This window comes from Tateyamaria sp. ANG-S1 (genome assembly GCF_000814025.1).
In the GTDB taxonomy this organism is placed as follows: Bacteria; Pseudomonadota; Alphaproteobacteria; order Rhodobacterales; family Rhodobacteraceae; genus Tateyamaria.
In genome coordinates this window covers 1-26,472 of sequence record NZ_JWLL01000013.1, presented here as the reverse complement: position 1 = coordinate 26,472, position 26,472 = coordinate 1, and the positions used below count along the sequence as shown (strand labels likewise).

At 58.0% G+C, this 26,472-nt stretch carries 19 protein-coding genes and 1 pseudogene; 2 read left to right on the top strand and 18 right to left on the bottom strand.

Annotated elements, in window-relative coordinates; all coding sequences use genetic code 11:
* Positions 1 to 6 precede the first annotated feature (6 nt).
* From tagH to tssA, 17 genes are all read right to left on the bottom strand, one after another.
* A complete protein-coding gene (gene tagH / locus RA29_RS19160) occupies positions 7 to 1,404 on the bottom strand; it encodes a type VI secretion system-associated FHA domain protein TagH (RefSeq protein ID WP_039689075.1) in 1,398 nt (465 codons plus the stop codon).
* Between the two features lie 5 nt (positions 1,405 to 1,409).
* Positions 1,410 to 1,640, bottom strand: a complete 231-nt coding sequence (locus RA29_RS23690; protein WP_275041518.1) for a PAAR domain-containing protein — start codon at positions 1,638 to 1,640, stop codon at positions 1,410 to 1,412.
* 74 nt (positions 1,641 to 1,714) lie between these two features.
* A complete protein-coding gene (locus RA29_RS19150; protein WP_039689071.1) occupies positions 1,715 to 2,317 on the bottom strand; it encodes a hypothetical protein in 603 nt (200 codons plus the stop codon).
* 9 nt (positions 2,318 to 2,326) lie between these two features.
* Entirely contained in the window at positions 2,327 to 4,453 is a 2,127-nt protein-coding gene (gene tssI, locus RA29_RS19145) for a type VI secretion system tip protein TssI/VgrG (protein WP_039689069.1), read from the bottom strand.
* Positions 4,454 to 4,483: 30 nt separating this feature from the next.
* Positions 4,484 to 4,783 (bottom strand): hypothetical protein, encoded by a 300-nt coding sequence (locus tag RA29_RS19140; RefSeq protein ID WP_039689067.1) that lies wholly within the window; start codon positions 4,781 to 4,783, stop codon positions 4,484 to 4,486.
* Complete coding sequence (tssB, locus tag RA29_RS23855; protein ID WP_039689066.1) at positions 4,784 to 8,980, bottom strand: type VI secretion system contractile sheath small subunit; 4,197 nt, start codon at positions 8,978 to 8,980, stop codon at positions 4,784 to 4,786.
* Positions 8,977 to 9,864, bottom strand: a complete 888-nt coding sequence (locus RA29_RS19130) for an ion transporter (protein WP_052249794.1) — start codon at positions 9,862 to 9,864, stop codon at positions 8,977 to 8,979. The genes tssB (RA29_RS23855) and RA29_RS19130 overlap by 4 nt, the downstream gene beginning before the upstream one ends.
* 73 nt (positions 9,865 to 9,937) lie before the next feature.
* Positions 9,938 to 11,185, bottom strand: a complete 1,248-nt coding sequence (locus RA29_RS19125) for a hypothetical protein (RefSeq protein WP_039689064.1) — start codon at positions 11,183 to 11,185, stop codon at positions 9,938 to 9,940.
* 26 nt (positions 11,186 to 11,211) lie between these two features.
* Complete coding sequence (tssH, locus tag RA29_RS19120; RefSeq protein WP_039689062.1) at positions 11,212 to 13,947, bottom strand: type VI secretion system ATPase TssH; 2,736 nt, start codon at positions 13,945 to 13,947, stop codon at positions 11,212 to 11,214.
* Positions 13,948 to 13,952: 5 nt separating this feature from the next.
* A complete protein-coding gene (tssG, locus tag RA29_RS19115) occupies positions 13,953 to 15,002 on the bottom strand; it encodes a type VI secretion system baseplate subunit TssG (RefSeq protein ID WP_039689061.1) in 1,050 nt (349 codons plus the stop codon).
* Positions 14,966 to 16,846, bottom strand: coding sequence for a type VI secretion system baseplate subunit TssF (gene tssF, locus RA29_RS19110; protein WP_039689059.1), 1,881 nt, complete (start codon positions 16,844 to 16,846; stop codon positions 14,966 to 14,968). The genes tssG and tssF overlap by 37 nt, the downstream gene beginning before the upstream one ends.
* A gap of 8 nt (positions 16,847 to 16,854) precedes the next feature.
* Positions 16,855 to 17,352, bottom strand: coding sequence for a type VI secretion system baseplate subunit TssE (gene tssE, locus RA29_RS19105; RefSeq protein WP_039689057.1), 498 nt, complete (start codon positions 17,350 to 17,352; stop codon positions 16,855 to 16,857).
* A 2-nt stretch (positions 17,353 to 17,354) separates the two neighbouring features.
* Positions 17,355 to 18,194 carry a type VI secretion system accessory protein TagJ gene (locus RA29_RS19100; protein ID WP_039689055.1) on the bottom strand — a complete coding sequence of 280 codons (840 nt, stop codon included), beginning with the start codon at positions 18,192 to 18,194 and terminating at the stop codon, positions 17,355 to 17,357.
* A gap of 84 nt (positions 18,195 to 18,278) precedes the next feature.
* Complete coding sequence (locus RA29_RS19095; protein WP_039689053.1) at positions 18,279 to 18,800, bottom strand: type VI secretion system tube protein Hcp; 522 nt, start codon at positions 18,798 to 18,800, stop codon at positions 18,279 to 18,281.
* A gap of 50 nt (positions 18,801 to 18,850) precedes the next feature.
* Complete coding sequence (tssC, locus tag RA29_RS19090) at positions 18,851 to 20,347, bottom strand: type VI secretion system contractile sheath large subunit (RefSeq protein WP_039689052.1); 1,497 nt, start codon at positions 20,345 to 20,347, stop codon at positions 18,851 to 18,853.
* A 3-nt stretch (positions 20,348 to 20,350) separates the two neighbouring features.
* Complete coding sequence (gene tssB, locus RA29_RS19085; RefSeq protein ID WP_039689050.1) at positions 20,351 to 20,866, bottom strand: type VI secretion system contractile sheath small subunit; 516 nt, start codon at positions 20,864 to 20,866, stop codon at positions 20,351 to 20,353.
* 68 nt (positions 20,867 to 20,934) lie between these two features.
* Complete coding sequence (gene tssA / locus RA29_RS19080; RefSeq protein ID WP_039689048.1) at positions 20,935 to 21,969, bottom strand: type VI secretion system protein TssA; 1,035 nt, start codon at positions 21,967 to 21,969, stop codon at positions 20,935 to 20,937.
* A 237-nt stretch (positions 21,970 to 22,206) separates the two neighbouring features.
* Between tssA and RA29_RS22120 the strand changes: the two genes are divergently transcribed.
* Together RA29_RS22120 and RA29_RS19070 are read left to right on the top strand one after the other, a co-directional pair.
* Entirely contained in the window at positions 22,207 to 22,788 is a 582-nt protein-coding gene (locus tag RA29_RS22120) for a hypothetical protein (RefSeq protein ID WP_052249792.1), read from the top strand.
* Between the two features lie 40 nt (positions 22,789 to 22,828).
* Entirely contained in the window at positions 22,829 to 24,487 is a 1,659-nt protein-coding gene (locus RA29_RS19070; RefSeq protein ID WP_039689046.1) for a type VI secretion system-associated FHA domain protein, read from the top strand.
* A gap of 68 nt (positions 24,488 to 24,555) precedes the next feature.
* Here RA29_RS19070 and RA29_RS23325 read toward each other — a convergent pair.
* Positions 24,556 to 26,472 (bottom strand): annotated as a pseudogene (locus RA29_RS23325) (hypothetical protein); the annotation flags it as partial.

The window sequence follows — 26,472 nt, the reverse complement described above, 5'->3', positions numbered from 1 at the left end:
TTGTCGTCATTTCAGTTTGTCCAGCTGTTCTTGATAGGCGCGGGCGAATTCTTTGGCAAACAGCTCTTGGAAGTCGTTTTCGGCCTGGTCCGAGATTTCGGAATACATGCTCTCGTAGATTTCCCAATAACGCGCTTTGCGGCTTTTGAGCATACCCGAGAGCGAACTGTCCTTGCTGATTTTCTGTTCAAGGATTGCGGGATCAAGCTTTTTGAGGATGCCCCTCATGGCAGCCTCCATCCCGGTAATCATCGCCACTTCGTGCGCCTTGATGTCCTTGAGAGCCTGCGCCGTCGCTTCGGTTGCCTCCAGATAGCCCTGCGCATTGGGGCGTACCATCGCTTCGATCGCTTGTTCGGGGCTGATCGAGAATTTCAAGGGGTTGTTGCCCCCCACCTGGATCATGGTTTGCTCGATGCGGAATTCAGACTTGATCGAACTGCGCGTCATCAGGATTTCGCGCATCCCTTCGATCATTGCCCGAAGAACCTTGCCCAAACGGGTCATCGTTTCAGGCATTTCGGCTGGGCTAACTTCGACACCTTCGGCGCCAAGAGCCTTGAGAAAGCCCCGTGATGCGGCATCGCTGGCGGCTGGAGCGGGCGCGGCTGTGCGTTCTACAGCGGCGGGTCGCGCGGGCGTGGGCGCTACAGGAGGCGGCGGTGCAGCCGCGAACGGATCTGCAGGTGCGCCCGGTGCGGGCTGCACCGGCGACAGGAAATCGTCGTCCCAATCATCAGGAATAGCACCGCCGCCAAAACTGGCGGGTGCGGGGTTGAAATGGTCCTGCGCAGACGGGTTGTGCATACCAGCACTGGCCCCCTGCCCTGCAAAGGGATCCGGCGCCGGACCAAGCAGGCCGTCATCATCTCCAAGAGGCGGCAATAACCCGTCATCCTCGGCCTCGTCCCGGCTGACAACGCGGGGGCCTTTGGGCGCGGCTTCACGTCCCCCCAAAAGGTCATCCAGGAAATCGCCACCGTCACCGGGCGCGTCCAGAAGGTCGGCTGCACTGGGCGCATTCAGCACGAAACCGTGCGATACTTTCTCTTGTTCCATAGGGGCCGCAATGAGGTCGGCGGGTGTGTCCGCGGCAATGTCGACCAGAATTTCATACGGGCCGACAGACAGAATATCGCCTGTGTTCAAAGGTGTCGGCGTGCTGCCCAAAGCCAGCTTGCCATAATTCAGAAACGTACCATTGGTTGAAAAATCCACGACAATGACGTTGCCATTGTGGTTTTCAATGGCGCAGTGGCGCTTGGACAATTCGCGGTTAGGATCGGGCAAAACCAGATCATTTTCATTGCCGCGCCCGATGGTCAGGCTGATGCCTGTCATCTGCACCGGATCACCGTTGCCGGGTATGCTGCCCGTAGACTGAAAGCGAAGTGTGATCTGCATAGACCTTAGCCGCCCGTCAGAACCGTCGGGGCACCGGACACGATTGTGCCGCCAAGCCCGCAGAGATCACTTATCCGCGCAGCAGGCAGCTTTTGGATCAGAACGGTTGCTGACCCTTTTGCAATTGGGTGTGGTGGAAAGTTGGCTGCCGGCGGGGCAATCAGCCCAGTGCAAAGATCCGTTACGCGGGCTGCAGGCATATTGCACACCAAAACCGTCGGAGAACACGGCGGCATAATGGGCAACGGGCTGCCCAGCGTACAGGGCCCCGTGTGCATGTCTGCCACGCGTGCTTGCGGCGGACCTGGCATCAGACTGTTTCCTCCTGCGTTGCTGCGGGCAATTCTACCTGTCCATTCCCGCCGCGCGCAATGTCCAGAGCGCGATCAATCATCAAATTGAAGCGTGTTTCGGGATCCGGCCCCAGTTTCAACGACTTGAGGTTGATGCCAAAGCAGCACGAGCTGACTATCCCGACCGGCGCAGGCTGGTTCTGCATCTCGCCGGGTCCCAGATTGCCGGGCGCATAAAAGGCGGCTGTGGCGCACAAGGATGTAGGATCGCCCGTTGCACTGCTCTCCAAAACGGACTGCAGTTTATCGCGCGATGGATCTGTTGGCTCGAACACCCACGCCTCTGCTGCACTTAGGCAGGGGCTTTTGCCATCTGGTCCCAAGACATCACGCCCAGCAATACAACCCCACCAGACACATTCGCGTGGCGGCAACGAGACGGACAAGAGGCGCACCATATCAACATAGGCCTGATGCGTCTCAAGCTCGGTCAGAGCATCTGGAACCGACGTGCTGGCAGGACCGCTCAACTGCGTTTGCAGCGTGGCATTGGCCGCGGCCAACAGGCGGGCCGCCGGTTGTTCCGGTATCTTCTTTAGGTCTGCGAAACGATCTGACATGCCCACCTCCTAGTTGATCATCGTCACGCCGCCCTCAAGCGTCAGGACGCCATCGGCTGACACTGTGGTCATGGGCGCGCTCGCATCCAAAGTTGCGCTGCCTTCAATTGTCACCATGGTGCCGGATATGGTGATGCCGCTTTGATCAATGACGATAGAATTGGCCCCGACGGTCAATGAGATTTCTGTGCCCGCGGTGATGGCAACGGAACCCGCGGACGTGTCGAGCGTGTAGTCTCCAAGGCTGACGACCACTGATTCGCCACCCGACGACACTTCGCGCGCCACGTCACCGGTGCTGATCGTTTGCGTGTAGCTGCCAGTTTCAACAAGCATGGACGTGTCGCCGACGATCGTTGTGCTCGATTTGCCTTCGATCCTCGCGGTGTGGTCTGTTTTGACAAACACCTCTTGGTTGCCTGTCTCGACGGCAAAGATGTGATCGCCCGTTTGGATGGTCTCTGTCTTGGTGTGGTAGATCGTCTGGGTCAGGTCGCCAGGATCCTGTTTTTCAATGCCGATTGTGATTTCGGCATTGTTTTTAATGATCTCTCTATAGTTCTTTTCGGATTGAAGACGGACAAACTCATCATCCTTTTTGTCTTCGAAGACGAGTTCGTTGAAGTTGTCTGATCCACCCTGCTTGCTGGACCGTGTCTTGATCCCTGTCTGGGTCATGTTTTCGGGCAAGGCATAAGGTGGCATCGTATCAGTATTGTACAGCATACCAGTGCAGATCGGGCGGTCCGGGTCGCCTTCCTCAAACTGGATTACGACCTCCTGCCCGATGCGAGGGATGGAAATCATGCCCCAGTTCTTGCCGGTCCATGGCATCACGCAACGCACCCAACAGGTGGTCTTTTCGTCCTTTTTGCCCAGCCGGTCCCAGTGGAACTGCACTTTGATACGGCCGTACTTGTCAGTGTAAATCTCTTCGCTTGATGGGCCGGTTACGACGGCCGTGTGCATACCCATATCGACCGGCCACGGTGTGTCTTGCGGCGCGCGGTAGGGTTCGGTTTTCGGGATCACATCAAAGACGATACGATATGTGTCCTTGTTGTCTTCGTCGACCGGCAGCTTGCTTTCGAACAGCGGTTTTTTGGTTTCGGTGTCTTCGTAATCCGTTTCGATCTGAAGGTGATGGACAGCCCGCGTGCACAGGTATTCGTTGTTGTTGTGCTTGCGCGGATGCCCTTTCATTTTGAAGGTCTGGCCCACCCCAAGGGTACGCACGTTGGCCACTCCGCGCGACAGCTTGTGGCGAACGGCTTCGGCCTCCATCCGGATTTTGGTAAATTCATCGCCGGTGCCATCGATCCGACTGTGACCGGGATAGCGATAGAATTCGTAACTCTTGTGCTTGTGTTGTCCCTTTGGGATTGCCTTGACCGTGCGCATGTCGGCCTTCGGCGCTTCAAAGTTGTAATCGTTCAGGGTGATCTTGCCGGTGGTCACGCCCGTGGCTTCGTTGAAATCAAAGATGTGGTCCTGTCGCCGCCGATATTCGCTTTCTTTGAAGAAGAACTCGAACTCAGATGTTCCCGGTGTCGGCTTGTGGGCGCTGATACTATCGGCCAGCACCATCTTGAGCTTTTTGCCGTCCTGAATGAAGTAGTAGTAAATACCCTCCTCTTCCATCAGACGGCTGATGAAAGTGAAATCGCTTTCCCGGTATTGAACGCAATAGACGCGTGTCTTGTAGGATGCTGACAGCTTTTTTTCGACATCGGACCAAAAACCATAGGCTTCCAGCACTTGTTGTATGATTTCGACAACGGTGAGGTCTTGGAAGATGCGGTTTTCCTGTGTCCGGGTCAGGAACCATAGCCAAGGGCGCAGCTCAGCGACAAAATGCGACAGGCCCTGGTACAAGCCAACATATTCAACGGATGTGCAGGTGCCAGTAAAGAACCGGTCTTTGTTGTCGCCATCCTTCAGGCCCAGATGGATCGTCTTGCCCAGCATGTCCTGCATGTCCAGCGCGTCGTTGGACGATAGGAATTCAATAGTCGTCTCAGAAAGCGTGCTCATGCCTTCTACGACACGGGCATTCTTGAGGTTGACGGGTTTTGAGGCGTAATCGCCCTCCATCCAAACGTGCCGGTTCTTGAGTTCGACGTCGTCTGCCGCCATGTCTATACTCCTCGTCGCTATGCTTTTGCTTTAAGCGTCGGTTTCGATCAGGTCGTCGTCCCGGCGCAGACGCTCTATGATCTCAGGATGGATCGCCCAACTGGTGGCAGGGGAAAATCCGTCGCCCAAAACACGCTTTGCATCAAACAGTGTTTCAAAATTCACGCATAAAACCGGTTTTGGAAATTCACCATCCGACAACAGCAGCTGGTTCAGAAATTTCTCGCCTTTGTACATATAAAAACTGGTTTTTTCGATACCGAGTAAAATGATGTCCGGTTCCTCACCGCGCTCTGGCCTTGGGTCAGACATGTCTCCCATTGCGTTCATTTAAAGGCCCTCCAGCAAGGCAGCCAATTCCGGATCCATGTCATCATCATCTCCTCCATCCTCGTCGTCATCGTCGCCAAACCCAGCCAGAAGGTCATCCAGTGATGTGTCATCATCGTCGCTGTCGTCGTTGCCGGAAAGCAGGTCGTCCAGGCCCAAGTCGGCATCCGCGGTAATATCACCCGCGAGGTCTGCACCATCCTGACCGTCTCCGGCTGCGATGTCCATCTCAACGGTCGTACCGGCGTCTCCCGGCCGAGGCCGTGGCGCGGGCACTTCGGCCTCCCACGGGCCAGCGATCACGTCACCACCAAGGGACCGGAACGTGCCAAGGCGGATCTCGTTGCGGCCCTTCATCCAAACCACCGGCATATAGGCGCGACCAAGGGTCTTTTGCGCTGCATCGCTCGTCAGGTTGCGCTCGGTACAGGGCAAGGCCACCTGATCTCCGTGCCGGTCGGTGACATAGTGAAACGGCAGATCGCCCAAAGACATAAGCGATCCAAGATCCATCGCCTTGCTATCCTTTTTATGTGTCGCCGCCAGCAGGATTGCGACCAAGACTACCGGATTGGCCCATAACATCCCGCTCAGGCCCTCTTGCGGTGTGAATTCTTCGAAATCGAACGCGTAGATCGGCTCAGACTTGGCACCATAGGGCAGCCGCAGCAAAAAGCGGGGCGAGGCCAGAGCAAGATACGCGGCCTCTGGTAGTGTGCGCAGCGTGTCCCAGGCCTCGGCCACAAGCGGATGGCGATCCTCTTTTTCAGTCTCAAGATATCCGGGAGAGATCGCCGAGAAGAACGGCGCGTCGACATGCGCCCCGACCTGCCCGATGCGTGCCAACAGCTCTGCGTGTGTCGGTGTTTCCTCGAACGTGTAAAGGCCAAAGAGCGCTGAAAACCCGCCAGCGCCGTCTTCGGGGTCAAGCACATCTGTGACCAACCGGAACAGACCACTTTCGCCCAGATCCTCCTGCGCGGCTAAATCTGCGGCCAATTCCTCCGCCGACACATCATACAGCACGATTTCCAAGGTGCTGTCAGTTTCGATCCGCCGGGCCAGCATATCGAGAGAGCGCCATTGTGCCTCAATGGCCTGGAAATCGGGGTGATGCAGGATCAGCCGCATCGCAGAACTTAGCGCTGCATCAACTGCGCGCGTCATCTCGGCAGCACCATCATCGGGGGCCTTGACGACATGCGGGCCGACGATCCGGGCAATCAGATCATCCGCAGGCCCTGCCGGGGTCAAATCCCCACGCGTATCGCCGATCAGAGCTTGAAAGTCGCTCAACTTTAGATTGGCCGGGACTGATGCGCTTGCCGAGCGCTTAGGAAGTTTGATCGGTGTGGCATGTGCTTCGGACCAGGTCTTGAGCTGGCTCGTTGTCTTTTCTGCCATCGACCCTGTGCCCAGTTGCTGGCGCAGCCCGGCGATTTCCTGGAACATCTCAATATTGTCGTACAGTTCATCAGGATGCAGGTCGTCCAATTCCTTGAGCGGCACAGCAACCGTCTCTCCGTCCTTGCCGATCTTGAGGTGCAGCGTCGTTGCAAAGTCAGAGATTAGGTCTTCGACCGTGTCCACATCCAGCGCGATGGGGATGCGGGCCGCCAAGGCGTCTCCGATGTCAAGCAGTCCGCGAGAGGCTCTACCCGTGAAATCACCAAACAGCGCCATGCGAAACTTGGGTCGGTGCAGATCGTCGCGTACGGGGCGATCTGCAAGGATCTTGCCAAACGGTGATTGGGGTGCAGGCGCTTGGTCTGGGGAGCCATCAATATCTGACAACATGTCGTCCAGGCCGGTGTCGCCCCCATCGTCCGCGCCGTCATCCAGCCCGGCCAGAATATCGTCCAACTCATCGCCAGCTTCGTCGCCTGCACTGTCATCATCAGCTTCAAAGCCACTCAGAATATCGTCCAGTGGGTCACTTTCGGCTGAGGTGTCCTCGTCTGCGGTGTCGAGCCCTGCAAGGATGTCGTCCAGATCATCGCTCGCGTTGTCCTCATCGTCTGACGCATCAATCCCGCTCAGAATATCTCCCAGCGGATCGTCGTCCTCTGCTGCGTCTTCTTCCACGGTGTCCAAACCGCCCAGGATATCGTCGAGGTCATCGTCCGCTTGATCTGCGTCCGGCGCATCCAGCCCGGCTAAAATGTCTTTAAGCGGGTCGTCGTCCTCTGCCGCATCGTCTTCGTCGGAGTCTAGGCCCGCGAGGATATCATCCAGATCATCGTCTGGCTCTTCCGTTGCTGCCGTATCGAGACCGTCCAGAATGTCCTCGACCGCATCCGCGGGCTGATCAGGATCAACATGCGCTGTGTCCACTCCGGCAAGAACGTCGTCCAAATCCTCGCTTGTCTCTCCTGCGGCCTCAGCATCTGGCGTTTCGAGACCGCCCAGAATGTAATCGAGTGCGTTCTCGTCCTCTGAAGCATCGTTGTCAGAGGTGTCGATCTCCGACAAGATATCGTTCAGATCATCACCTGCGGCTTCAGCTTCCGGCGCGTCCAGTCCGCCCAGTATATCGTCTAGGTCGGTGTCGTAATCCTCTGCAGTGTCCTCTGTGGCCTCCAGCCCAGCCAGAACGTCACCTATACTGTCGCTGTCACCTTCTTCCGCATTGGTGTCGACGGCATCCAGGGTGCCCAAGATGTCGTCCAGATCTTCGGCATCCTCTTCGGTCTCCTCGCTGCTTTCTAATGCGCCAAGGATCCCTGCCACGTCTGCTTCTGTATCAGGAACGGTTGCGACGTCATCCGCTTCGATTCCGGAAAGGACATCGGACATGTCTGGCTCAGGGTCAGGCTCTGCAACGCTGTCTAGTCCGCCAAGAATATCATCAAGATCGTCACCCGCCTCACCGTCTGGTGTGACGCTATTTGTGTCGATGCCTGCGAGAAAGTCGTCCAGCTCGTCATCATCGTCCGCGGTGTCAGCTTGGGGCTCGATCCCTGCTAGGATATCGTCCATTGGATCAGCGCTGTCGCCCGCTGCAGGCTGCGCGGGGATGCCACCCAGAACGTCGTCCAGCTTGCCCTCGTCTTCATCCGGGACAACCGGCGCTTCCACGGTGTCGAGTACGTCGAGGATGGACGTGGTGTCGCCATCGTCTTCCTCAACCGGTTCGAGGGTGCCGAGGATGTTGTCCAGGGCATCTTCCTCAGCCGGGCTGTCCTCAGGCGTGTCCAGTGCCGACAGGATATCATTGGTGTCATCTTTGGCCGTCTCGGGGGCGACATGTTCGATTCCGGCCAGAACGTCCGCGGTCTCATCCACCAATTCGGTCTCGGGTGCGTCCGAGGTCAGGCCATCCAGTATTCCAGCCGTTGGATCGTCAGTGGAGGTTTCGGCAACGGGTGCTATGCCTGCTAGAACGTCGTCAGCGGCGTCGACCGGTGCAGGTGTGTCTTCAACCCGTGCGATGGTGTTCAGGACGTCAGCCGTGGTGTCTTCCGGGGCTTCGTCAGGCAAGGCAGCATCGCGAAGGGATGCCAACGCATCGCTCTGGGCCTCTTCTTCTGGCGTCTCTTCGGGCGGTGCCAAGGTGCTCAGAGCATCGTCAATGGCCGTCTCAGGGGCGTCATCGGCAGGGGCGCGTGCGGCCAAGGCCTCAAGGGTGCTTGCCACGCCAGCACTGTCATCTGCCGTGTCCGCCTGCTGTGGCAGGGCATCCCGCAGGCTTTGTAGGGCAGCGTCGGTATCTGTGTCCGATGCCTCGGCCCCGCTGATCGCAGCCAAAAGCGCGGGCTCTGCCAGCAGCTTTTCGATCAGCGCTTCGGCCCCGGCCTTGCCATCCATATACGTCGTCAGATTGGTTAGGTGCCGCCGCGCCTCTAGCAAGGGGCGCAGGGCATCGACGTTCTCGGCAATGGCTTCGGGCGAAAAGTCATCCATCTTGTTGAAGGTCAGATCGACAGACAGGTTGCCGTCGCCTGTCAGGGTATTGGGCACAGAAAACCGGGCCGTGGGGGCGATGGCACGCATCCGGTCATCGAAATTATCCGCGTCAATCTCGAGGAACTTGCGGTCGTTGATCGGTGGCTGTTCCGATTTACCCGACAGATCGGAAAACACACCCATGACAAAGGGCAACTGTACTTTCTTCTCTGCGCCATAAAGCTCCACATCGTATTCGATCTGGACACGGGGCGCGCGATTGCGTGCAATGAATTTCTGCCCGTTGCTCATGCCTTGTTGTCCCGTTCCGCACGCAGCTCATCGCGCAGGGCTCGCACTTCGGCCTGCAGGGCCAACACATGGGCATCGACCTGATCGGTTTCGTCCCTGACAAGGGCACGCAACTTTTCAAACTCGGCTTCGGTCTCTTCCTCCACGGCCGATTGCATGGTGTTGACCAGCAGACCGATGAACAGATTGAGCACCGAAAACGCGGTGATAACGATGAAGGGCACAAAGAAAGCCCAAGCCGAAGGGTAAACTTCCATAACTGGACGGACGATGCCCATAGACCAACTTTCCAGCGTCATGATCTGGAACAGCGAATAGAGCGACCGGCCCAATGTGCCGAACCATTCATCAAAGCTGGCCCCGTACATGATCGTGGCCATCACGCCAAAGACGTAGAACACGATCGAGATCATGACGATCACCGCGCCCATGCCGGGCAAGGCATCCAGCAACGCCTGCACAACCGCTCGCATTTGCGGGATCACTGACAAAAGGCGCAGTGCCCGGATCACGCGCAACCCACGCAGGGCCGACAGGCCAGCGGTCTGTGGCAACAACCCGACGCTCACCACAAACAAGTCAAAGATGTTCCAAGAGTTACGGAAGAAGTTTAGTCCATAGGCATAAAGCTTGAGCAGCAATTCAATGACGAAAATCGTCAAAACAATCCTGTCGATGATCAGAAGAAGTGGGCCCATTGAGGCCTGCACCGATTGAGATGTCCCAATGCCCAGGGTAATGGCGTTGAAGATGATCAAGGCCAGGATGGCATTGTGAACCTTTGGTTGCTCAAGAAACACCCGCAACCTTGCGCGTACAGACAGTGTACCGTCCGGTGCCGCGTCGGTTTTGAGCGTCTCTGTCTTTGTCGATGCGTCGGTCATGTCATCTCCCGTCTTCCCGCCCAGGTGTCACATCTGAACTTGGGCGGGATCGATTGTTTTTGCTGCAACACCGTCAGGCGGCGTCAAACACAGTCCCATCCAGCGCCTTGCTAGAGATCTTGTCATAGACGTAGCCGCCCACGGACTCGCCCAGACCGAGGCCCAATTCCTGGGCGGAGGATGCGACGGAGTTTCCGTCAATCGCGCCTGCCGCGGCGCCCACGGCCTTCAGCACTTCGCGAAACACCTTGAGGCCCTTGCTGTCTTTTAGTTCCAGTTTGGCCAAACGTTTCAACAGATCCTTGATCGTGGCGGCCCATTTGCGCGTGTCCGCGTACATAAGCTGAATGCGGGTGATCTGTGCGTCGACCTTTTTGTAGTTCGCATCCAGCTCTTTATCCAAGGCGGTCGAGATTTTATTCATCTGCCCCTTCTTGTCTTTGATGGGGTGCTTTTTCAGCCTTTTGGCCGCCTCGGTCAGGAACTCCTTTTTGACCTTTTGCTGCTCTTTCAGGATCTTTTCCAGTGTCTTGGACAGATCATGGACCTTGACGATCATCTGGGCATATTTCGCCTTGATCGTATCGGCGCAGTCTTGCGCTGATTTGATAGACGGCTGCGAAATGCCCACGAACTCGTTCAGTACGGCAGCGCCCACCTCGTTTGCGGTATAAAGCCCCTTAGTCTTGGCGGCCTTTTCGATGAATTTCAGGTGCCCGTCGAGCTCCACTCGGGCGCCTTCGATATCGATGGCCAGCTTCTTGATATCCTGCGCAAGCGAGATGCCGGATTTGATGAAGCCTGCGATGGCCAACACCCCTCCTACCCCGCCGGAAAAGCCGGATGTTGCAAGCCCTGCGATCGACAGCGCTAGACCAGCCAGAGTTCCGGCAATGGACACGCCAACCTTAATCTTGAAACCGCGCCATTCCTTACGCTTGGACTGCAGCTCTTTCCAGGTGCTTTGAACCCCCAGCTCAGCGGCTTTCTGGGCCACTTTCATGTCGTTCTTGATGGCGTCGTTCAGACCCTTCAGCTGTGCTTTGACCTTCTTGTCATCGGCACCTTTGTCGATCATCCCGACGATCAGCTTGTCGAACACCTTGCACTTGTTCTCGATGGTGTCCTTCGTCTGCTCCAAAATCTCCGAGGCTTGAGACTGGAACTTCTGCACCAGTAGCGGATCTTTCGTCGCTTCTTTGGCGATCTTTTTGTCGAGCTCTACCTCAACCTTAAAGCTGAGATCTGGCGGCACCACGATGTCGAGACCGCTGACCTTGATGGGAACCTTCTTCAGGTTCATCACAACGTGTTTGGCCATATTTCAATTCCCCTCTGATGTCCGTTCTATTCAAAGCCGTAGGTGAATGCGTGATCGCTCACATCTATGGACACTTTGCTGATCACGCCGCCCTCCATCATGCGGCGCAGGAATTCGGCCGAGATGTCGGGCAGCATCGTGTTGGTGACGATGGCATCGATCATGCGTCCACCGCTTTCCAACTCCTGGCAGCGGTCTACGATTTCCTGGACCACAGCATCCGTGTATTCGAAAGGCACGCCATGGGCGGCCTCCACACGCTTCTTGATACGGTTCAGTTGCAGCACGGTGATTTTGCCGATCATGTCTGGGCTGAGAGGGTAGTAGGGAATGGCGACCAGCCGTCCCAACAGGGCCGGTGGAAACACCTTGAGCAATGGCTCGCGCAGCGCTTTGGCCATGCCCTCGGGTTCGGGCAGCAGGTCGGGATCTGAACACAGGTCCATGATCAGGTCCGTGCCCGCATTCGACGTCAAAAGGATCAACGTGTTTTTAAAGTCGATCACACGACCTTCCCCGTCTTCCATCACTCCCTTATCAAACACCTGAAAAAAGATTTCATGCACATCGGGGTGCGCTTTTTCTACTTCATCAAGCAAAACAACGGAGTAAGGCTTGCGCCGCACAGCTTCGGTCAGCACGCCGCCCTCGCCATACCCGACATATCCAGGCGGTGCGCCCTTGAGGGAGGACACGGTGTGTGCTTCCTGGTACTCGGACATGTTGATGGTGATGACGTTCTGTTCGCCGCCATACAGCACCTCAGCCAACGCCAGTGCGGTTTCGGTCTTGCCGACGCCGCTGGTGCCCGCCAGCATGAAGACGCCAATGGGTTTTGACGGATTGTCGAGTCCCGCGCGGCTGGTCTGAATGCGCTTGGCGATCATCTTCATCGCGTGATCCTGTCCGATCACACGTTTGGCCAGATGCTCTTCGAGGTTCAGAACCGTCTCGATCTCGTCCTTGACCATCCGGCCCACCGGAATACCGGTCCAGTCGCCCACGACCGAGGCAACGGCCTGATGATCGACGATGGGCAAGATCAGCGGGCTGTCGCCTTGTTGCGCTTCCAGTTCTGCGTTTTTGGCTTTCAGTTTGTCCATCAGTGCCGCGCGGTCTTCGTCGCTCAGGGCGGCGTCTGCGCCCTCTTCAGTCTCTGCAGCCTCGTCCGCTGCGATGGCCTCGGGCGTATGTGTGTCCTCAACGGGTTGACCACCGGCACGCAGTTGTGCGCGCAAGTCGATGATCTCGGTCACCAGGGCCTTTTCAGCCTCCCAGGAAGCCTTGAGCCCTGTCAGCCTTTCCTCTTCCTCTGCCTTAGCCGCCTCGACCGTGGCGCGGCGTTCGGTGACGTCGTAGCCTGCGGTCTCATCGCGTCCAATGATCTCCGACTCTGTTGTCAGCGATTCAATGCGGCGCTGGCTGTCATCCACCTGCGCAGGCACAGCGTGCTGAGACACCGCAACGCGTGCGCAAGCGGTATCGAGCAGGCTGACGGACTTATCGGGCAATTGCCGCGCGGGGATATAGCGCGCCGAGAGGGTGACAGCCGCCTCGATCCCTTCGTCCAGCACTTGCACTTTGTGGTGCTTTTCCAGCATCGACGCGATGCCGCGCATCATCAGCACGGCCTTCGGGATATCTGGCTCGTCCACCTGCACCACCTGAAAGCGGCGGGTCAGGGCGGGGTCTTTTTCGATGTACTTTTTGTATTCGGCCCATGTCGTGGCGCCGATTGTGCGCAAAGTGCCACGCGCAAGGGCGGGTTTCAGCAGGTTGGCGGCATCGCCCGTCCCGGCGGCGCCCCCTGCCCCAACCAGCGTATGGGTTTCATCCACAAACATGACGATGGGCGTGGTGCTGGCCTGCACCTCGTCAATCACTTGGCGCAGGCGATTTTCAAATTCGCCCTTCATGGATGCGCCGGCCTGCAGCAGACCCACATCCAGAACCAGCAAGCGCACGTCGCGCAGCGCAGGTGGCACATCCCCGCGCGCGATGCGCAAGGCAAACCCTTCGACGACAGCCGTTTTGCCGACACCGGCCTCACCCGTCAGGATCGGGTTGTTCTGGCGACGGCGCATCAGGACGTCGACGATTTGGCGGATTTCTTCGTCGCGACCCACGATCGGGTCGATCTCTCCGTTGCGGGCCTGTTCGGTCAGATCGGTGCAGAACTGATCCAGCGCTTCTTGGCCACCCATTTGCGGTGACATTGCGCCGCTGGCCTCGCCCGGTTCTGCCCCACCTCCGGTAACAGAGCCATCTTGAGGGCGCATCGCATCTTCGGGCGATCCATCCGTCACCGTATGGAAATCATCTGCCAATTCATCCGCCTTCACCGATGCAAGGGTCGGAGAGATGGTCATCAGGATGTTCTTCAGGTTCGGGGTCTTCAGCATCCCAAGGATCAGGTGACCGGTCCGCACCTGGTTCGAAGAATACAGCAGCGATCCCCAGACCCAGGCCCGTTCCATAACATCCTCAAGATGACCAGACAGGTCGCTGACGGATGACGCGCCACGGGGTAAGGCATCCAGCGCCTTGGTCATTTCGGTCGCGATCTTGCCCGCATCCAGATCGTAGTGCTGAATGATGTGGTGGATATCGCTGTCTTGGGTGTTCAAGATCTGGTGCAGCCAATGCACCACCTCGACATAGGGGTTGCCGCGCATCTTGCAAAAGACTGTGGCCCCCTCGATGGCTTTGAAGCCCAGGCTGTTCAGCTTGCCAAACAGCGCGACCCGGCTGATTTCCGTCATGGTTTTTATCCCCCTGTCGTGGCGGCGCCTTGTATGAGGACCCGTACATTGGGTTCCAGATATAGGTCGTCCGCATCCTTTGTTGTATCTCTTGATCCAATCCAGCCGGTCTGCCCCAGCCTGACAGTTTCGCCCAGTTTTGCCTCGGGCACACCGTCGGCGCGCAGCACCAGATTCACATCCCAATCCAGCGCATCACCCGCATAGTTGCGCACAATGGCGCGAAGCCGTGCCAGGGACGCGCCACCGGGCAAAAGGCGCTGGTAGTCATCATAGGTCAGTGGCCCAATGCGCAATCGGAACTTGGAAGACCGCGATCGCACCCTGTCCCCGATGGATGCGGTACGGCCCAGAACAGCCGGTTGCCCCATCTGCCACCGGTCATCCGGTTCCAGTTCCAGCCAGCTGGCAATAAATTCCTCGACCTTCACAGGTGCATTGAAAAAAGCCTGGAGGATGGATTGCAGACCCTCCGCATTCTTGGGGCCTTGTGCCAGTAGTCCTGCAAAGTGGCGCTTCGCCACGTCCGGAAACGCATCGGCGCGGCGCAAGTGTGCGCCGTGAAAGCCGCCAATGGCCGCAACCTTGCTCTCAAATTCGTCGCGGTCGCCCCTGTCAAAACTTGGGGCGGGCTGCCCTGACCGCCAAGCGCGAAAGAACAACGTCATCAGCCTGTGGGTCAGCATGTTGGCGAATGACACCAGGGTCGGGTCGCGATGATTGCGCAGGCGGTCGCGGGCATATTCTGTCAGGTGCAGGGGCAACGGGCCGTGCGGGCCGAACATGCCAAAAAAGCGGTTGGTCAGTCGCGGCGGAGCATCACCCTGCGCAGGCGTATAGTCTGCGATTGTCGACGGCGGAAACTGCAGTTCTGCCTCTTGTCCGTACCGCACAGGGTCTTCGCGCGGGCGTCGCGCCTCGCCGATGCGCGGCGCGTCCGGGTGCGCGGCTTCGATCACGCGCAGCGCATGCAGGATGTGAAATGTCTCGGGTTTGTCCTCCAGCCGCGCGATATGGGTCAGAGGATCCTTCCCAGACCGGTCTTCGGCCGCCATCGTGTGATCTCCCCCCGCTGCTGTGTCACAAGCGCGGTTTCGGTAAAGCTGTTGATTGATACATATTTACGAAAGAAACGCTCTAGCACCGCGCCCAAAGCATAGGCGCTGGTGCCTTCAAAAAAACTCTCATCGAAAGTGACCGAGATTTCCATGCCGCGAACGGCTGTTGACAAAATCTCGTCTGCCATGCGGCGCACAATGGGTCGTGACGACACCGACACCAGACCTTCAAGCTGCTTTTTGAGCACCTTGTCACCGGCCGGGGCATAAATTCCAATAAGCTCGCGCAGGGCCGCACTGTCGCCTGATTCAGAGCCTTCTTCTGCAATACTGATGTAGTTCAAACTCAGATGGGACACCAAGCGCCACGCCGTATCGCCCTGGGCAAGCGATTGGCGCGGACGCGTCGGGCTGACTGGGGTGCTGACGCTGGCGACGGGTCCGCCAGACGGCAGGTGAAAGACGTTCTTAGATCCCGTGGACAGCAGCAGCGGCAGGTCACGGTTTGTGACCATGGCTTGCACCGCAAGCTGATCCAGTTTTGCGGAATACGGCGCCTTCGCGCTGTCCACCAGTGATACAAACAGCTCTGACCCCAGATAGGAGGTTCGCACCCCTTTGAGCCGTTCCCGTTCTGAGCGTTGCCGCATCTTGCGGACCTGGGTGAAGTACGAGTGGTGCTCGTCTCCTGATGGTGTCAGATCGTCTTCTGAATAAAACGGGCGAAAATCAACGTCCTTCTCGCCATCAGCAGAAATGCCTTCGACGCTTTCCAGGGCAAAGATCTCGAAATCCAGCGGCGCGGTGCGGTCCGCCACCACATGATGATCGACGGATGCCGGCGATACCTGAACACGGTCGCAGCGTTTGTGAAACAGGTTGATGGCGGGCACTGCGTTCAGGGTGAACGCCTCGGGTGTGACGCCGGGGGCTACGTCGCTGTCGCCCTCGTTTAGCAGAATGTAGATGTCGACATCCGATCCCTTTGCCCGCGCAAGGGCCATGGATAGGCCAGTCAGCTCCACAAAATGGAACCGCTGCGGCATGGCAAAATATTCCTGCAGCAACCGGTAACCGTCAAAGCTGCGCTGTGGCGTCGGCAGCAAAGCTTCGTCAGGGTCGTAGCCACGCGGGACGACATCACCATTGGGTAAGTCGGCCACCCAATCTGCGCGGCGGTCGGTGGACCGACCCACGACACCGCTGACCTGGGTGCACAGCAACTCATGCAGCGCCCAGTTCTTGCCGGACTGCGCGTCCAGAAACAGCACCAACCGGTCCATCGACAATTCGGCGATGGGCAAATCCCCATGACGTTTCAAACGCAGGCGGATGCCAGCCCGTGCGGCTGTGTCCCGCGATACGCCGGCCGCGACCAGTTCGCCGCGCCCGTCAATATACTCGGCCTCCGAGATCGTGATGGGCCACATGATGACATCGGCCGAGGTGCGAAAGACACATGGCGTGGTGTCGTCATCGGTCAGGGTGCTGCGCAATTCGGAATGGCGCGGAATAACATAACCGTCTTCCAATGACGCATTTTCCATATCCGGTTCGAAGGCGGCCACCATCATGGACGGCGTTGGACACAGATAATGTGGGTAAACGATTTCCAGCAAATGCGAGGTCAACGCCGGATATTGAAGTTCTAGCTCCAACTGCACCCGCGCCGACAAGAAGGCAGAGCCTTCGAGCAGCCGTTCGACATAGGGGTCGACCACCTCGACACCGTCCATACCAAGACGGCTCGCGATCTTGGGATAGGCTTGCGCAAACTCTGCGCCCATATCGCGCATATAGGCCAATTCGGCTTCGTAATGTTTGAGCAGACGGGTATCCATGGCAGGTCTCAGGCCACCCTTTCCAGCTCAAGCTCACCGGTGGTGACATCGACCTGACTGCGCAGATACAGCTCGATCGGCATTGGTTGCGCCCACATGTCGGCCCGGATGTCGAAGGAAACGATGGACTCGCGCTGTTGCTCTCCAATGCGCAACTGCACATCGAGCGAGCCTGGATGAATGCGCGGTTCAAAGATCTGTATCGCATCAACGATTGATTTTCGGATCAATTCCGCGCGCTCGACCGTGGAATAGTCGCCAGCAACCTCACGGATCCCGAAATTGACGACAGACCCAAAGGCGTGCGGATACCGATCCGCATCAATCTGAGCGCTGCTGTCAGACGTGTTCAGCAACCACGCCAGATCTCGTTGCAGGATGTCCCGCAACTGCCGTAAATCCATTACACGGGCATCGCGGCTCTCTGTCTTTTCCGAGGGCGCATCATCTGTCAGCCGATCCAGCAGCGATGGTTGCAGGCGCTCTGCGATTGTTTTGTCTGACATCGTCAGTCACCCTCAAGCGGGGCATCCGCCGCGGTCGGATTCTCGGTCTCGGCAGCTGTGTCCAATTCGATCAACCGCGCATCCATTAGGGCCGTGTCGCCCAGATCGGTGGCCAGGGTGCGTTGTCCGATGCCGCAAAATGTCTCTGACCCGACATCGCGCCAATCCGTGGCACGGGCCAGCTTTTCTGACGGACCGCCATGATCCAGTGTGCCCGCATATCGGGTCGGGATCAGTGCAACGATGTCACTGCCATTGGCCAACGTCAGCATAGCCGGGGTCCAAACGGCATCGCGCAAGTCCGCGGGCGGTTCGAATTCGATCTTGGACAGAGCCGTGAAAGGCATCCAGTAGTACTTGCCGTTCACCACAACCTCGAGAAGCGGTCCCAAACGCATGTCTGCGTCCGCAATCCACTCAAAGCGCTCACCGTCAAGGGTGCCCGAAGTGGTTGGTGCCGCGTCAAAGGCACGCGCGCGCGCTTCGGCAGCTTCGGTGTGTCGCCCGGCTGCATTGGCCTTCAGGGCCTCGACCATCAAGGCGATCCATTCCTGGGGTTCACCAAAAATAAGGGGGTCTTTTTCGCCCGCGAACACCTTGTCGCGGTAGACCTCGCAAATGATGCCTTCGCGATAGGTTTGCGCCATCGCCGTTGCGCCGTCATCCAATTCAGCCGACACTTTCAGCTGCGCAATCGCGCGTTTCCACTCGCCACGCACAGCCAGCAGCTGAAACAGAAAAATCCGGAGTGCAGCATTTGACGCGTCCGCGCGCACTGCATCCTGCAGTGCAGACAGAGCACCGTCGATATCACCAGATTTCAACAGGTCTTCGGCTTGCACGCGGGCTCTCCAGACTAGGCACAAATAGGGGTTGACCAAGCCCGGCATGGGGCTTGGTCGGTTTTACGTCCAAATTGGATCGTATTACTTGACGGCCAGGTTGGCCTTGTTGAGCACGCGGCTCCATTCGCCGGACTTTTGGTCGCCCGCTTTGCCGTCTGTTTTTTGCTGGGTGTAGGTCACTTTCATGGCGCCGTACTGCATGACGACTGTTTCTTCACAAACGTCGTCACCGTCCGAACCGGTCCAGCTGATGTCTTGGATCATCACCAGTTTGAATTCCCATTTCAGGAACACCAGACCTGTGGAGCCAGCGGCACCACCCGAGCGGCGCAATTCGATGACCAGATCGTCAAAGTGGTTGCCTTCACACAGTTTCGAGAACATGCCACAGGATGCGCTGTCGGTCTTCTTGGTGATGTTCAGTTCCTTGAACGTCGCCTTGCCCGCGCCGCCACCGGACGAAATGGATCCGATGTTGATGTTGTTCTCTGCGCCGATCTCGAAGCTGAGAATCTCGAATGCGCCTTCCTTTTTGTATTTATCGTCTTGGGTTTCCCCTTTGACATCAGTCCCTTTGAAATATGCAAATGCGTCAAAAGCCATGAATTAGGTCCTCTTTTTTGCTGGTGGTAGGGTAATGGGTAAAGAGGGGGTCACGCCCCCTTCTCGGTTGGTAGCTTGGAGACAAGCCGAAGTGACACCGACAGCCCTTCGAGCTGGTAGTGCGGACGAAGGAAAAACTTGGACGAATAGTAGCCCGGGTTCCCCTCGACCTCCTCCACGACAACTTCGGCTGCGGCCAAGGGCTGACGCGCCTTGACCTCTTCGGGGGAGGTTGCGGAGTTCAGGTCAACGTACTGGTTAACCCAATCCTGCAACCACGCCTGCATGTCATCGCGGCTTTTGTAGCTGCCCACTTTGTCGCGCACGATGCATTTCAGGTAATGCGCAAACCGACAGGTCGCGAAGAGATACGGCAGACGCGCGGCAAGGTTGGCGTTCGCGGTCGCGTCGTCATCGTCATACTCTGCGGGTTTGTGCAGGGATTGCGCCCCGATAAAGGCCGCAAGATCCGAGTTCTTGCGGTGGATGAGGGGCATCATCCCGTTCTTGGCCAATTCGGCCTCACGCCGGTCAGAGATTGCAATCTCTGTCGGACATTTCTGGTCCACACCACCATCATCGGTGGGGAACGTGTGGCTGGGCAGCCCTTCGACAGCGCCACCGCTTTCGATGCCGCGAATCCGGCTGCACCAGCCGTATTCCTTGAAGGACCGGTTGATGTTCACAGCCATCGCATAGGCGGCATTCACCCACCCATACTTGCTGCTGTCTGCACCATCGGTGTCTTCTTCAAAGGCGAAATCCTCAACCGGATCGGTCGCCGCGCCGTAAGGCAGACGGCCCAGGAAACGGGGCATCGCCAGGCCGACATATTTGGAATCCTCGCTCTCCCGCAGGGACCGCCATGCGGCATATTCCGGGGTTTGGAAAATTTTGGTCAGATCGCGCGGGTTGGCCAATTCGGACCAGCTGTCCATCTGGAACAGAGTTGGGTTGGCCCCTGTAATCAGCGGCGCATGAGCCGCCGCAGCAATCTTGGCCATCTCGCCTAACAGCTCCACGTCTGGCGGGCTGTGGTCAAAGTGGTAATCGGCGACCAGCGTGCCATAGGGTTCGCCACCAAACTGGCCGAACTCTTCCTCGTAGATCTTCTTGAAGATGGGCGATTGATCCCACGCGGTTCCTTTGAACTTGCGCAGGGTCTTGTGCATGTCCTTCTTCGAGATGTTCATCACCCGAACCTTGAGCATCTCGTCGGTCTCGGTGTTGTTGACGAGATAGTGCAGGCCGCGCCACGCGCTTTCGAGCTGCTGGAACTCTTCGTGGTGCAGGATCAGGTTCACCTGTTCGGTCAGCTTCTTATCAATCTGGGAAACAATGCTTTCGATGGTGCGCAATGCGTCGTCACTGACCAGCGACGTATTGGCCAGTGCTTGCTCGGCCAAGGTTTTGACCGCTTGTTCCACGGCCGTCTTGGCTTGATCCGATTTCGGGCGGAATTCTTTTTTCAGCAGGTTCTCGAAATCCGAGGACCCAAAGGCGGTCGCGCCTGCGGCGCCAGCTGCTTCTGTTTCTGTCTCGGCCATTTCTTACTCCTGATCGTCGCTGTCAGATGCCGGGGCGGGCTGCGCCGCCAGGGTTTTGAGCAAGGCGGGATCCTGCATGATTTTCGCAATCAGCTCCTCGGCACCGGTCTTGCCATCCATATACGTCATGAGGTTGCTCAATTGCGTGCGCGCATCCAGCAATTCCTTCAGTGGTTCCACCTTCGCGGCAATTGCTGCCGGGCTGAAATCATCCATCGACTCAAAGGTGATATCAACAGCCATGTTGCCGTCACCGGTCAATGTGTTTGGAACCGTGAAGGCGGCGCGCGGCGCCATCGATTTCATCCGGTCGTCAAAGTTATCGACGTCGATCTCAAGAAACTTGCGATCCGCAACAGCAGGTTGTTCCACCTCTGACTTTCCGGCCAGATCGGACATCACCCCCATTACAAATGGCAGCTGCACCTTTTTCTCGGCGCCATACAATTCCACATCGTACTCAATCTGCACCCGAGGGGCGCGGTTACGGGCAATAAACTTTTGCGAACTCCCAGCCATCGCTCTTACTCTCCTTCGTCAGTCTCTATCGCGTTTTTGTCTATCATCTTACGTGGTCCAAGCATGGATCAGTCATCGTCCTCTTCGATACCACCGATGAGATGCACGTTTTCGATTCCGTTAGGAGCCATATCCTTAACAATCGAAAGGAAGTCCGCATTCACAAGTTTTTTTGCCCTCAGAAGCAAAAGGGGCAGCGGGCTCGATGGTTCGCACCTTTCGTAGTAGCCAATGATGCGGTCCAAGGCGTTCTGCACGTCCGTTGGAGAATTGATGCCCCCGACACCGGCCGCAGCCGCAACAGGGGCCGTCGCCATCTGCTCAGTCGCACCCTCAGCAGTGTCCGTGTCGCCATCTGCCGGCGCGTCAGAGACGCCGCGCGCGTTGGCCAATCGCGTATTGGCTTGTTTGACAAACTTAATCAGGGGGTCCAGATCGGGCCCCTGACCTGGCGTGTGTTCATCAAATGTGGCGCTGATGATCTCCAGATCGCTCAGAACGCTCGACACAGCTTGTGCTATCTCGGTTAGGACATCGTCATCTGTGTCCTGGAAGGCCGCCGCGACCTGCGCCGGGTCCGGCACGCTGTCCATATCCGAGGATGCGACCTGATCTCCTTCAGCGACGGCAATGTCGCGCAACGATATTGCACCGAACGTGCGGCTTTGCGTCAGGGGAGCACGGCGCACACCGCGCAGGATGCGCGCGTCGTCTGTCAGCGACAGGACGGCATTGATGCGCATCGTCGGATCATCATCGTCGTCGGCATCAAGTTGCGGGTGGCAGGTATCCCAGTACTGGCTCAGGCACCCGGCCAAATAAGAAATGGCCTTGGCAAATCCAGGCCACCCGGACAGCCGCAATTGCGTTTCGGCCATCACGATGCCGGCCCGCAGGTCATGAGACCGCTCCAAAACGGCCAAAGCCTTGGCTTGCACGTCTTTGTAGTCGGGATCTTCAGCCGGCAAAATCTCATCGCCCACCTGGCGTTCTTCGCCGGGTTGCGCTGCGATCTCCATTTCCATGAACGCGGGATCATATTCAAGATCGTCGCCACTTGGCGCGTCTTCCCCAAGGGTTTGGAGAAGGGTATCAACGTCCATACATCCCCCCAGGTTTGGAACCCAGTTATGCGATTTCACACTTCTAGCGCAGGTAGCTTACCATAGCTGCGAACATTGGCCAGAAAAACTTGTGTCGCTTCAAGCAATTGCCAAACGACTTTGCTGCGGCAGGCCCACGGTCCCACCCGTTCATCAACGCATCCAAGTCATTGACCTGTGCGCCCGACCGTCGCACTATCTAATACGTGATTTTACATCAATATCGTGACGACCTGGATGGACGACCTCAATTCCGAACAAACGCTGCCCCCGGCTCGGGCCACCCGTTTTGATCGCGTCGATGATCTGTTTCGGGAAATGGACAAAATCACCGCGTTCATGACCGAGCGGCCAGCGCCAGAAGAAGGGTATAGGGCCTTCTTTCAGCGTGTTCGCGTCTCTCAAACGCCAGAAGACGCTGTCACCTTCATCTGTTTTGCGGTCGAAACCCCCGAAGCCATACAATGGGCACTTGATTCCATTTTGGATCTGCAGCCGGATTTGTCGGCGGAAGACACGCAGTTGGTAAATTGGATTGCTGCGTGGCTTGACGATCAAAGCACCGAAAACCGCTGGAAAACGATGCAGATGGCACTGTTTGCTCCAAGAAAGACAGCCATTGTGTACCTCGGCCTTGCCGTTGGGTGGTCAGGTGGGCCGCTGGCGCCGAACGATCTTGTGTCGGTCCCGGCCTGGCGTACGCCGCGGGCGATCAGCAGTGCGGTTTTGCGCGCCATCGGGCAGACCCATGCAGACCACCGCTGCGCCAGCTTAAATCAAATGATGGATCGCGCAGCTGGGCTCTTGCGCGTTTCGTGACCAGCGCTTGCTGCGGTCAGGCTAAAGGACAACTTGCGAAATGGATGCTCTTAGACTGACCATCGAAAGCCACACCGCCGAAGATCTCGAAACGCAGCAAAGTTTCGAGGTTACGGGTGCCGCGGCACGGGTCGGACGCAAGCCGGGCAATGACTGGGTCCTGCCAGACCAGACACGGCACATCTCAGGGCACCATTTCGATATTCTGTTCAAAGATGGGCAATATCTTCTGCACGACCGCTCGACCAATGGCACCTTCCTTGAAGGGCAGGACGAACGGATTGTCAGCCCTTATCGCATCGCCAGCGGCGACCGGTTCAAGGTCGGACAATATGTGTTGCAGGCCCTGGTCCAGCCTGTGGCGGCTGCGCCGACGCGACCTCCAGCCGTTGTGCCTCCGGCAAGTGCGGGGCGCGGCACGCGTGCCGTTCAGGCTCCGCCGTCGGCGGCAATGATAAATGGCGGCGCCCTGCCCGAGGTCAAAGCGCCCCTGCCCGCAGCAAATGCAGCCAGCGCAGCACAAACGCCGGACCTTGCACGCTTCAAGGCAAACCCGTCACAGGATACTTCGGTGTCAAACCCTCCGGTTGTCGCGGCCCCATCAATGCGCGCCCCTGATCCGGTGTCGCCACAGTCCGATCCCGTTGATGACATTATCGAAGCGGCTGATACCCCTGAGATCCTTAAGGATATGAAGGACGACAGTGCCTCAGATGTTGGCACCCCGGATCCCGTGCGCGCACCAGAGCCAGCACCAAATACGGCCATGGCACCCGATACCGGACCATTCGGCTCAACTGACGGCGCAGATCCTGTGCCGCCGCGGCCTTTCATCCCCGATGACGATTTTGATCTGATGCCGGATGCGCCGTCGCCGCAGGCACCAGCGGCACCAGACCTGGTGCCCAACACGCCACCCCCCGTGGTGACCCCGACGCTCTCTGTCGCCGACGCGCTGGAAAGCCAACCGCCTAAGGGACTTGGCGAAAGCTTCACCGATCCAACGCCTCTGCCGACCCCCTTTCCCGCCAATCCGGCGCCGCCCGGCACCATTGCGCCCGCTCCGGCCAGCGCGCCGCCGGCAACGCACACGGATGTTCGCGCACCTGAACCTGAACCCGTGCCTGAAACACATCCTTTCCTTGCTGGGTTCTTGGAAGGGGCCGAGATTGACAGTGAGGACGCGCTCGACATTCCCATGCACGAGCTGGGCAAAATCCTTGGCCAATGCGCCCGCATCTGCACGCAAGAGATCATGCAGATGTTACAGGACCGCGCGTCGGTTAAACTGTTCGTCACGCAAGAAGATCGCACCATGCGCATTGCGGATGGCAACAATCCGATGAAGTTCATGCCTGATCCCGAAGCGGCGTTTGAGGCGCTCTTTGTCCAACCCCGAAGCGGGTATCAAACGGGGGCCGCCGGGTTCCAGAATGCGTTGACAGACATCCGCGTGCACCAGGCCGCGATGATGGCTGCCGTTCAACCGGCGATGGCCGAAGTGATGTCGGGCCTCGACCCTGCGTCGATCGAAGCGGACACAGGCGGGGGCGGTATGCTCAAGGGCGGCAACAAGAAACAGTGGGAGGAGTTCATCACACGATGGAACTCCCGCGCCGCTGCCGGGGAAAACGGCATGGTGGACGCCTTTGTGAAAGCCTATGCAAAGCATTACTCAGAGGCGCTCAGCAAACTCTGATACCCTGCTCTCAAATGCGAAAAGGCCGGGCTATGTCCCGGCCTTTTGCTGTTCTGCGGCCCTTACAATCAGAACTGGAAGCGGATCTGACCAGTCAGGGCATAGCTTTCGACGTCATCGCCAAACCGCGCATCCAGGCGCACCGCGGCATTGAGCTGACGGGGCTTCCCGTCGGAACCAGGTGTCAGCAGGCGCACATAGTTCAGGCCCGCGCTCAACTCGGCATAAGACCCGATTGTCCCGATGGTCAGCTGCCGCGGTGTTCCGCCCCCAGCGGGGGTGAAGGTCGCGGTCCGGTCACTTGCAAAGTCATTGTACAGGGTTGCGGTGCCGAAATAGCTCAGAACACTCACATTGTCGGGCAGAATGCGCGACCGTGCGAGGGTACCGCTGACAAATCCGATCTGGCTTTCGCTGTCGTCCACGGCCAACGTACCGTCTGCGCCCAAGTTGATCGGGTCCGTCTCGCTGTCGGTGAACGAGAAGCCTACAGACGAGATAAAGGTCAGACCCTCGATCGCGCTGACCGGCCAGGAATACCCTACAGACCCTGACAGGGTCCGGCTGTTTGATTCGTATTCTTCATTGGTCAGATCAAACCCGGAATTTGCGTCGAAGACTGCAAAGTTGGTGGATTCAAATTCCGTCTGCTCCAACCGGTACTGCAAGTCGGCAAAGAATCGACCCCGCGCGGCGGTCAAATATACCCCGCCATAGGTCTGTTCGATGTCTGTTTCGGTCACACTCAGCAAAATGTCGGTGGTCGCACCGCTGCTTGGATCAATCGCAAAGACGTTGTTGGTGCTAGACCCGCGGTTCAAGCCAAGGATCCCGCCAAACGCCAAATCCCAACCATTGTAGAACCCGTCAAAGCACGCAAAGTCTCCGCCTGCCTGGATACCGCTATAGTTCAACGATACGGGCGATTGCCCACTGGCGCCGCTAGTCTCGTCCACAAAAGACCCATCGGCATTGGCCGTGCCGCCCGTCACACGGGCCCAGGCCCCTGCCCCGCACGGGTTGGTGCTCGCGTCTGCAGCTAGGTCGCTCACAAACGGGCTTGTTGGACGGTTGATAATAGTATCGACCAGCGTTTGTGACAGGGCCACGGTGGATGCAAGGTTGGCAATACCTGCGCTCACGCGGCTTTGCAGGAAAATGTCGTTGCCCACCAGTTCGGTGAAATACTCGAACTCACTAAACAACGGCAGTCCGCTGATGTTGCCAAAGCTCAGCGTGTTGGTGCCGGCGCCCGTCACTTCGAACAGCGCCAGGTTCACGACGTTACCTTCGGCACCGATGTTGTTAAAGCTCAGGTCAACCGTCCCCGACAGGTTCCCCCCGACCGACACCAGGTCGGCGGTGTTTGCGGTGGGAACGGTGCCCACATCGGCGATATCAGTCAGGTCTACGTCGACTTGAACGGTACCGCTCAGGTCCGCATCGCCCGAGATGGTCAGAACATCATTCGTTGCGCCGTTCTGCAGGTTGAGCGTGCTGCCCGCTGTAGACGTCAGGGCACCATTGACGGCTGCCGCGCCGCCGCTGACGTTCAAGAGGCTGTTATTGGTCAGCGATCCGTTGATGGTCCCCAACAAGTTGACGGTACCGCCCGTCTCGTTGGTCACCACCGCATCCAGCGAGGACCCAGCTGCAACGCCCAACGTGCTGCCGCTTTCATTGGTAAACGCACCCGCGCCTGCGCCGACAGTGAATGTGCCGCTGTTGACGTCAAAGGCGGCTGCGTTCGTCACGCTGGTGCCAACACTGCCACCACCCACAACATCGACGTCCCCGCCAATGTTGTTGTCGAGGAGTGTTCCAATGTTGCCGCCCGCGATGTTGAGATCGCCGGTGTTGGTGACGGCACCCGTCACTGTCCCAGACAAGGTGGCGGTGCCTGCGTTGCCCAGGCCTCCGTCCAGAATGCCGGCGATTGTCGCAGTGCCGCCCGCATCGTTGGTCGTGTTCGAATCCAGCGTTGC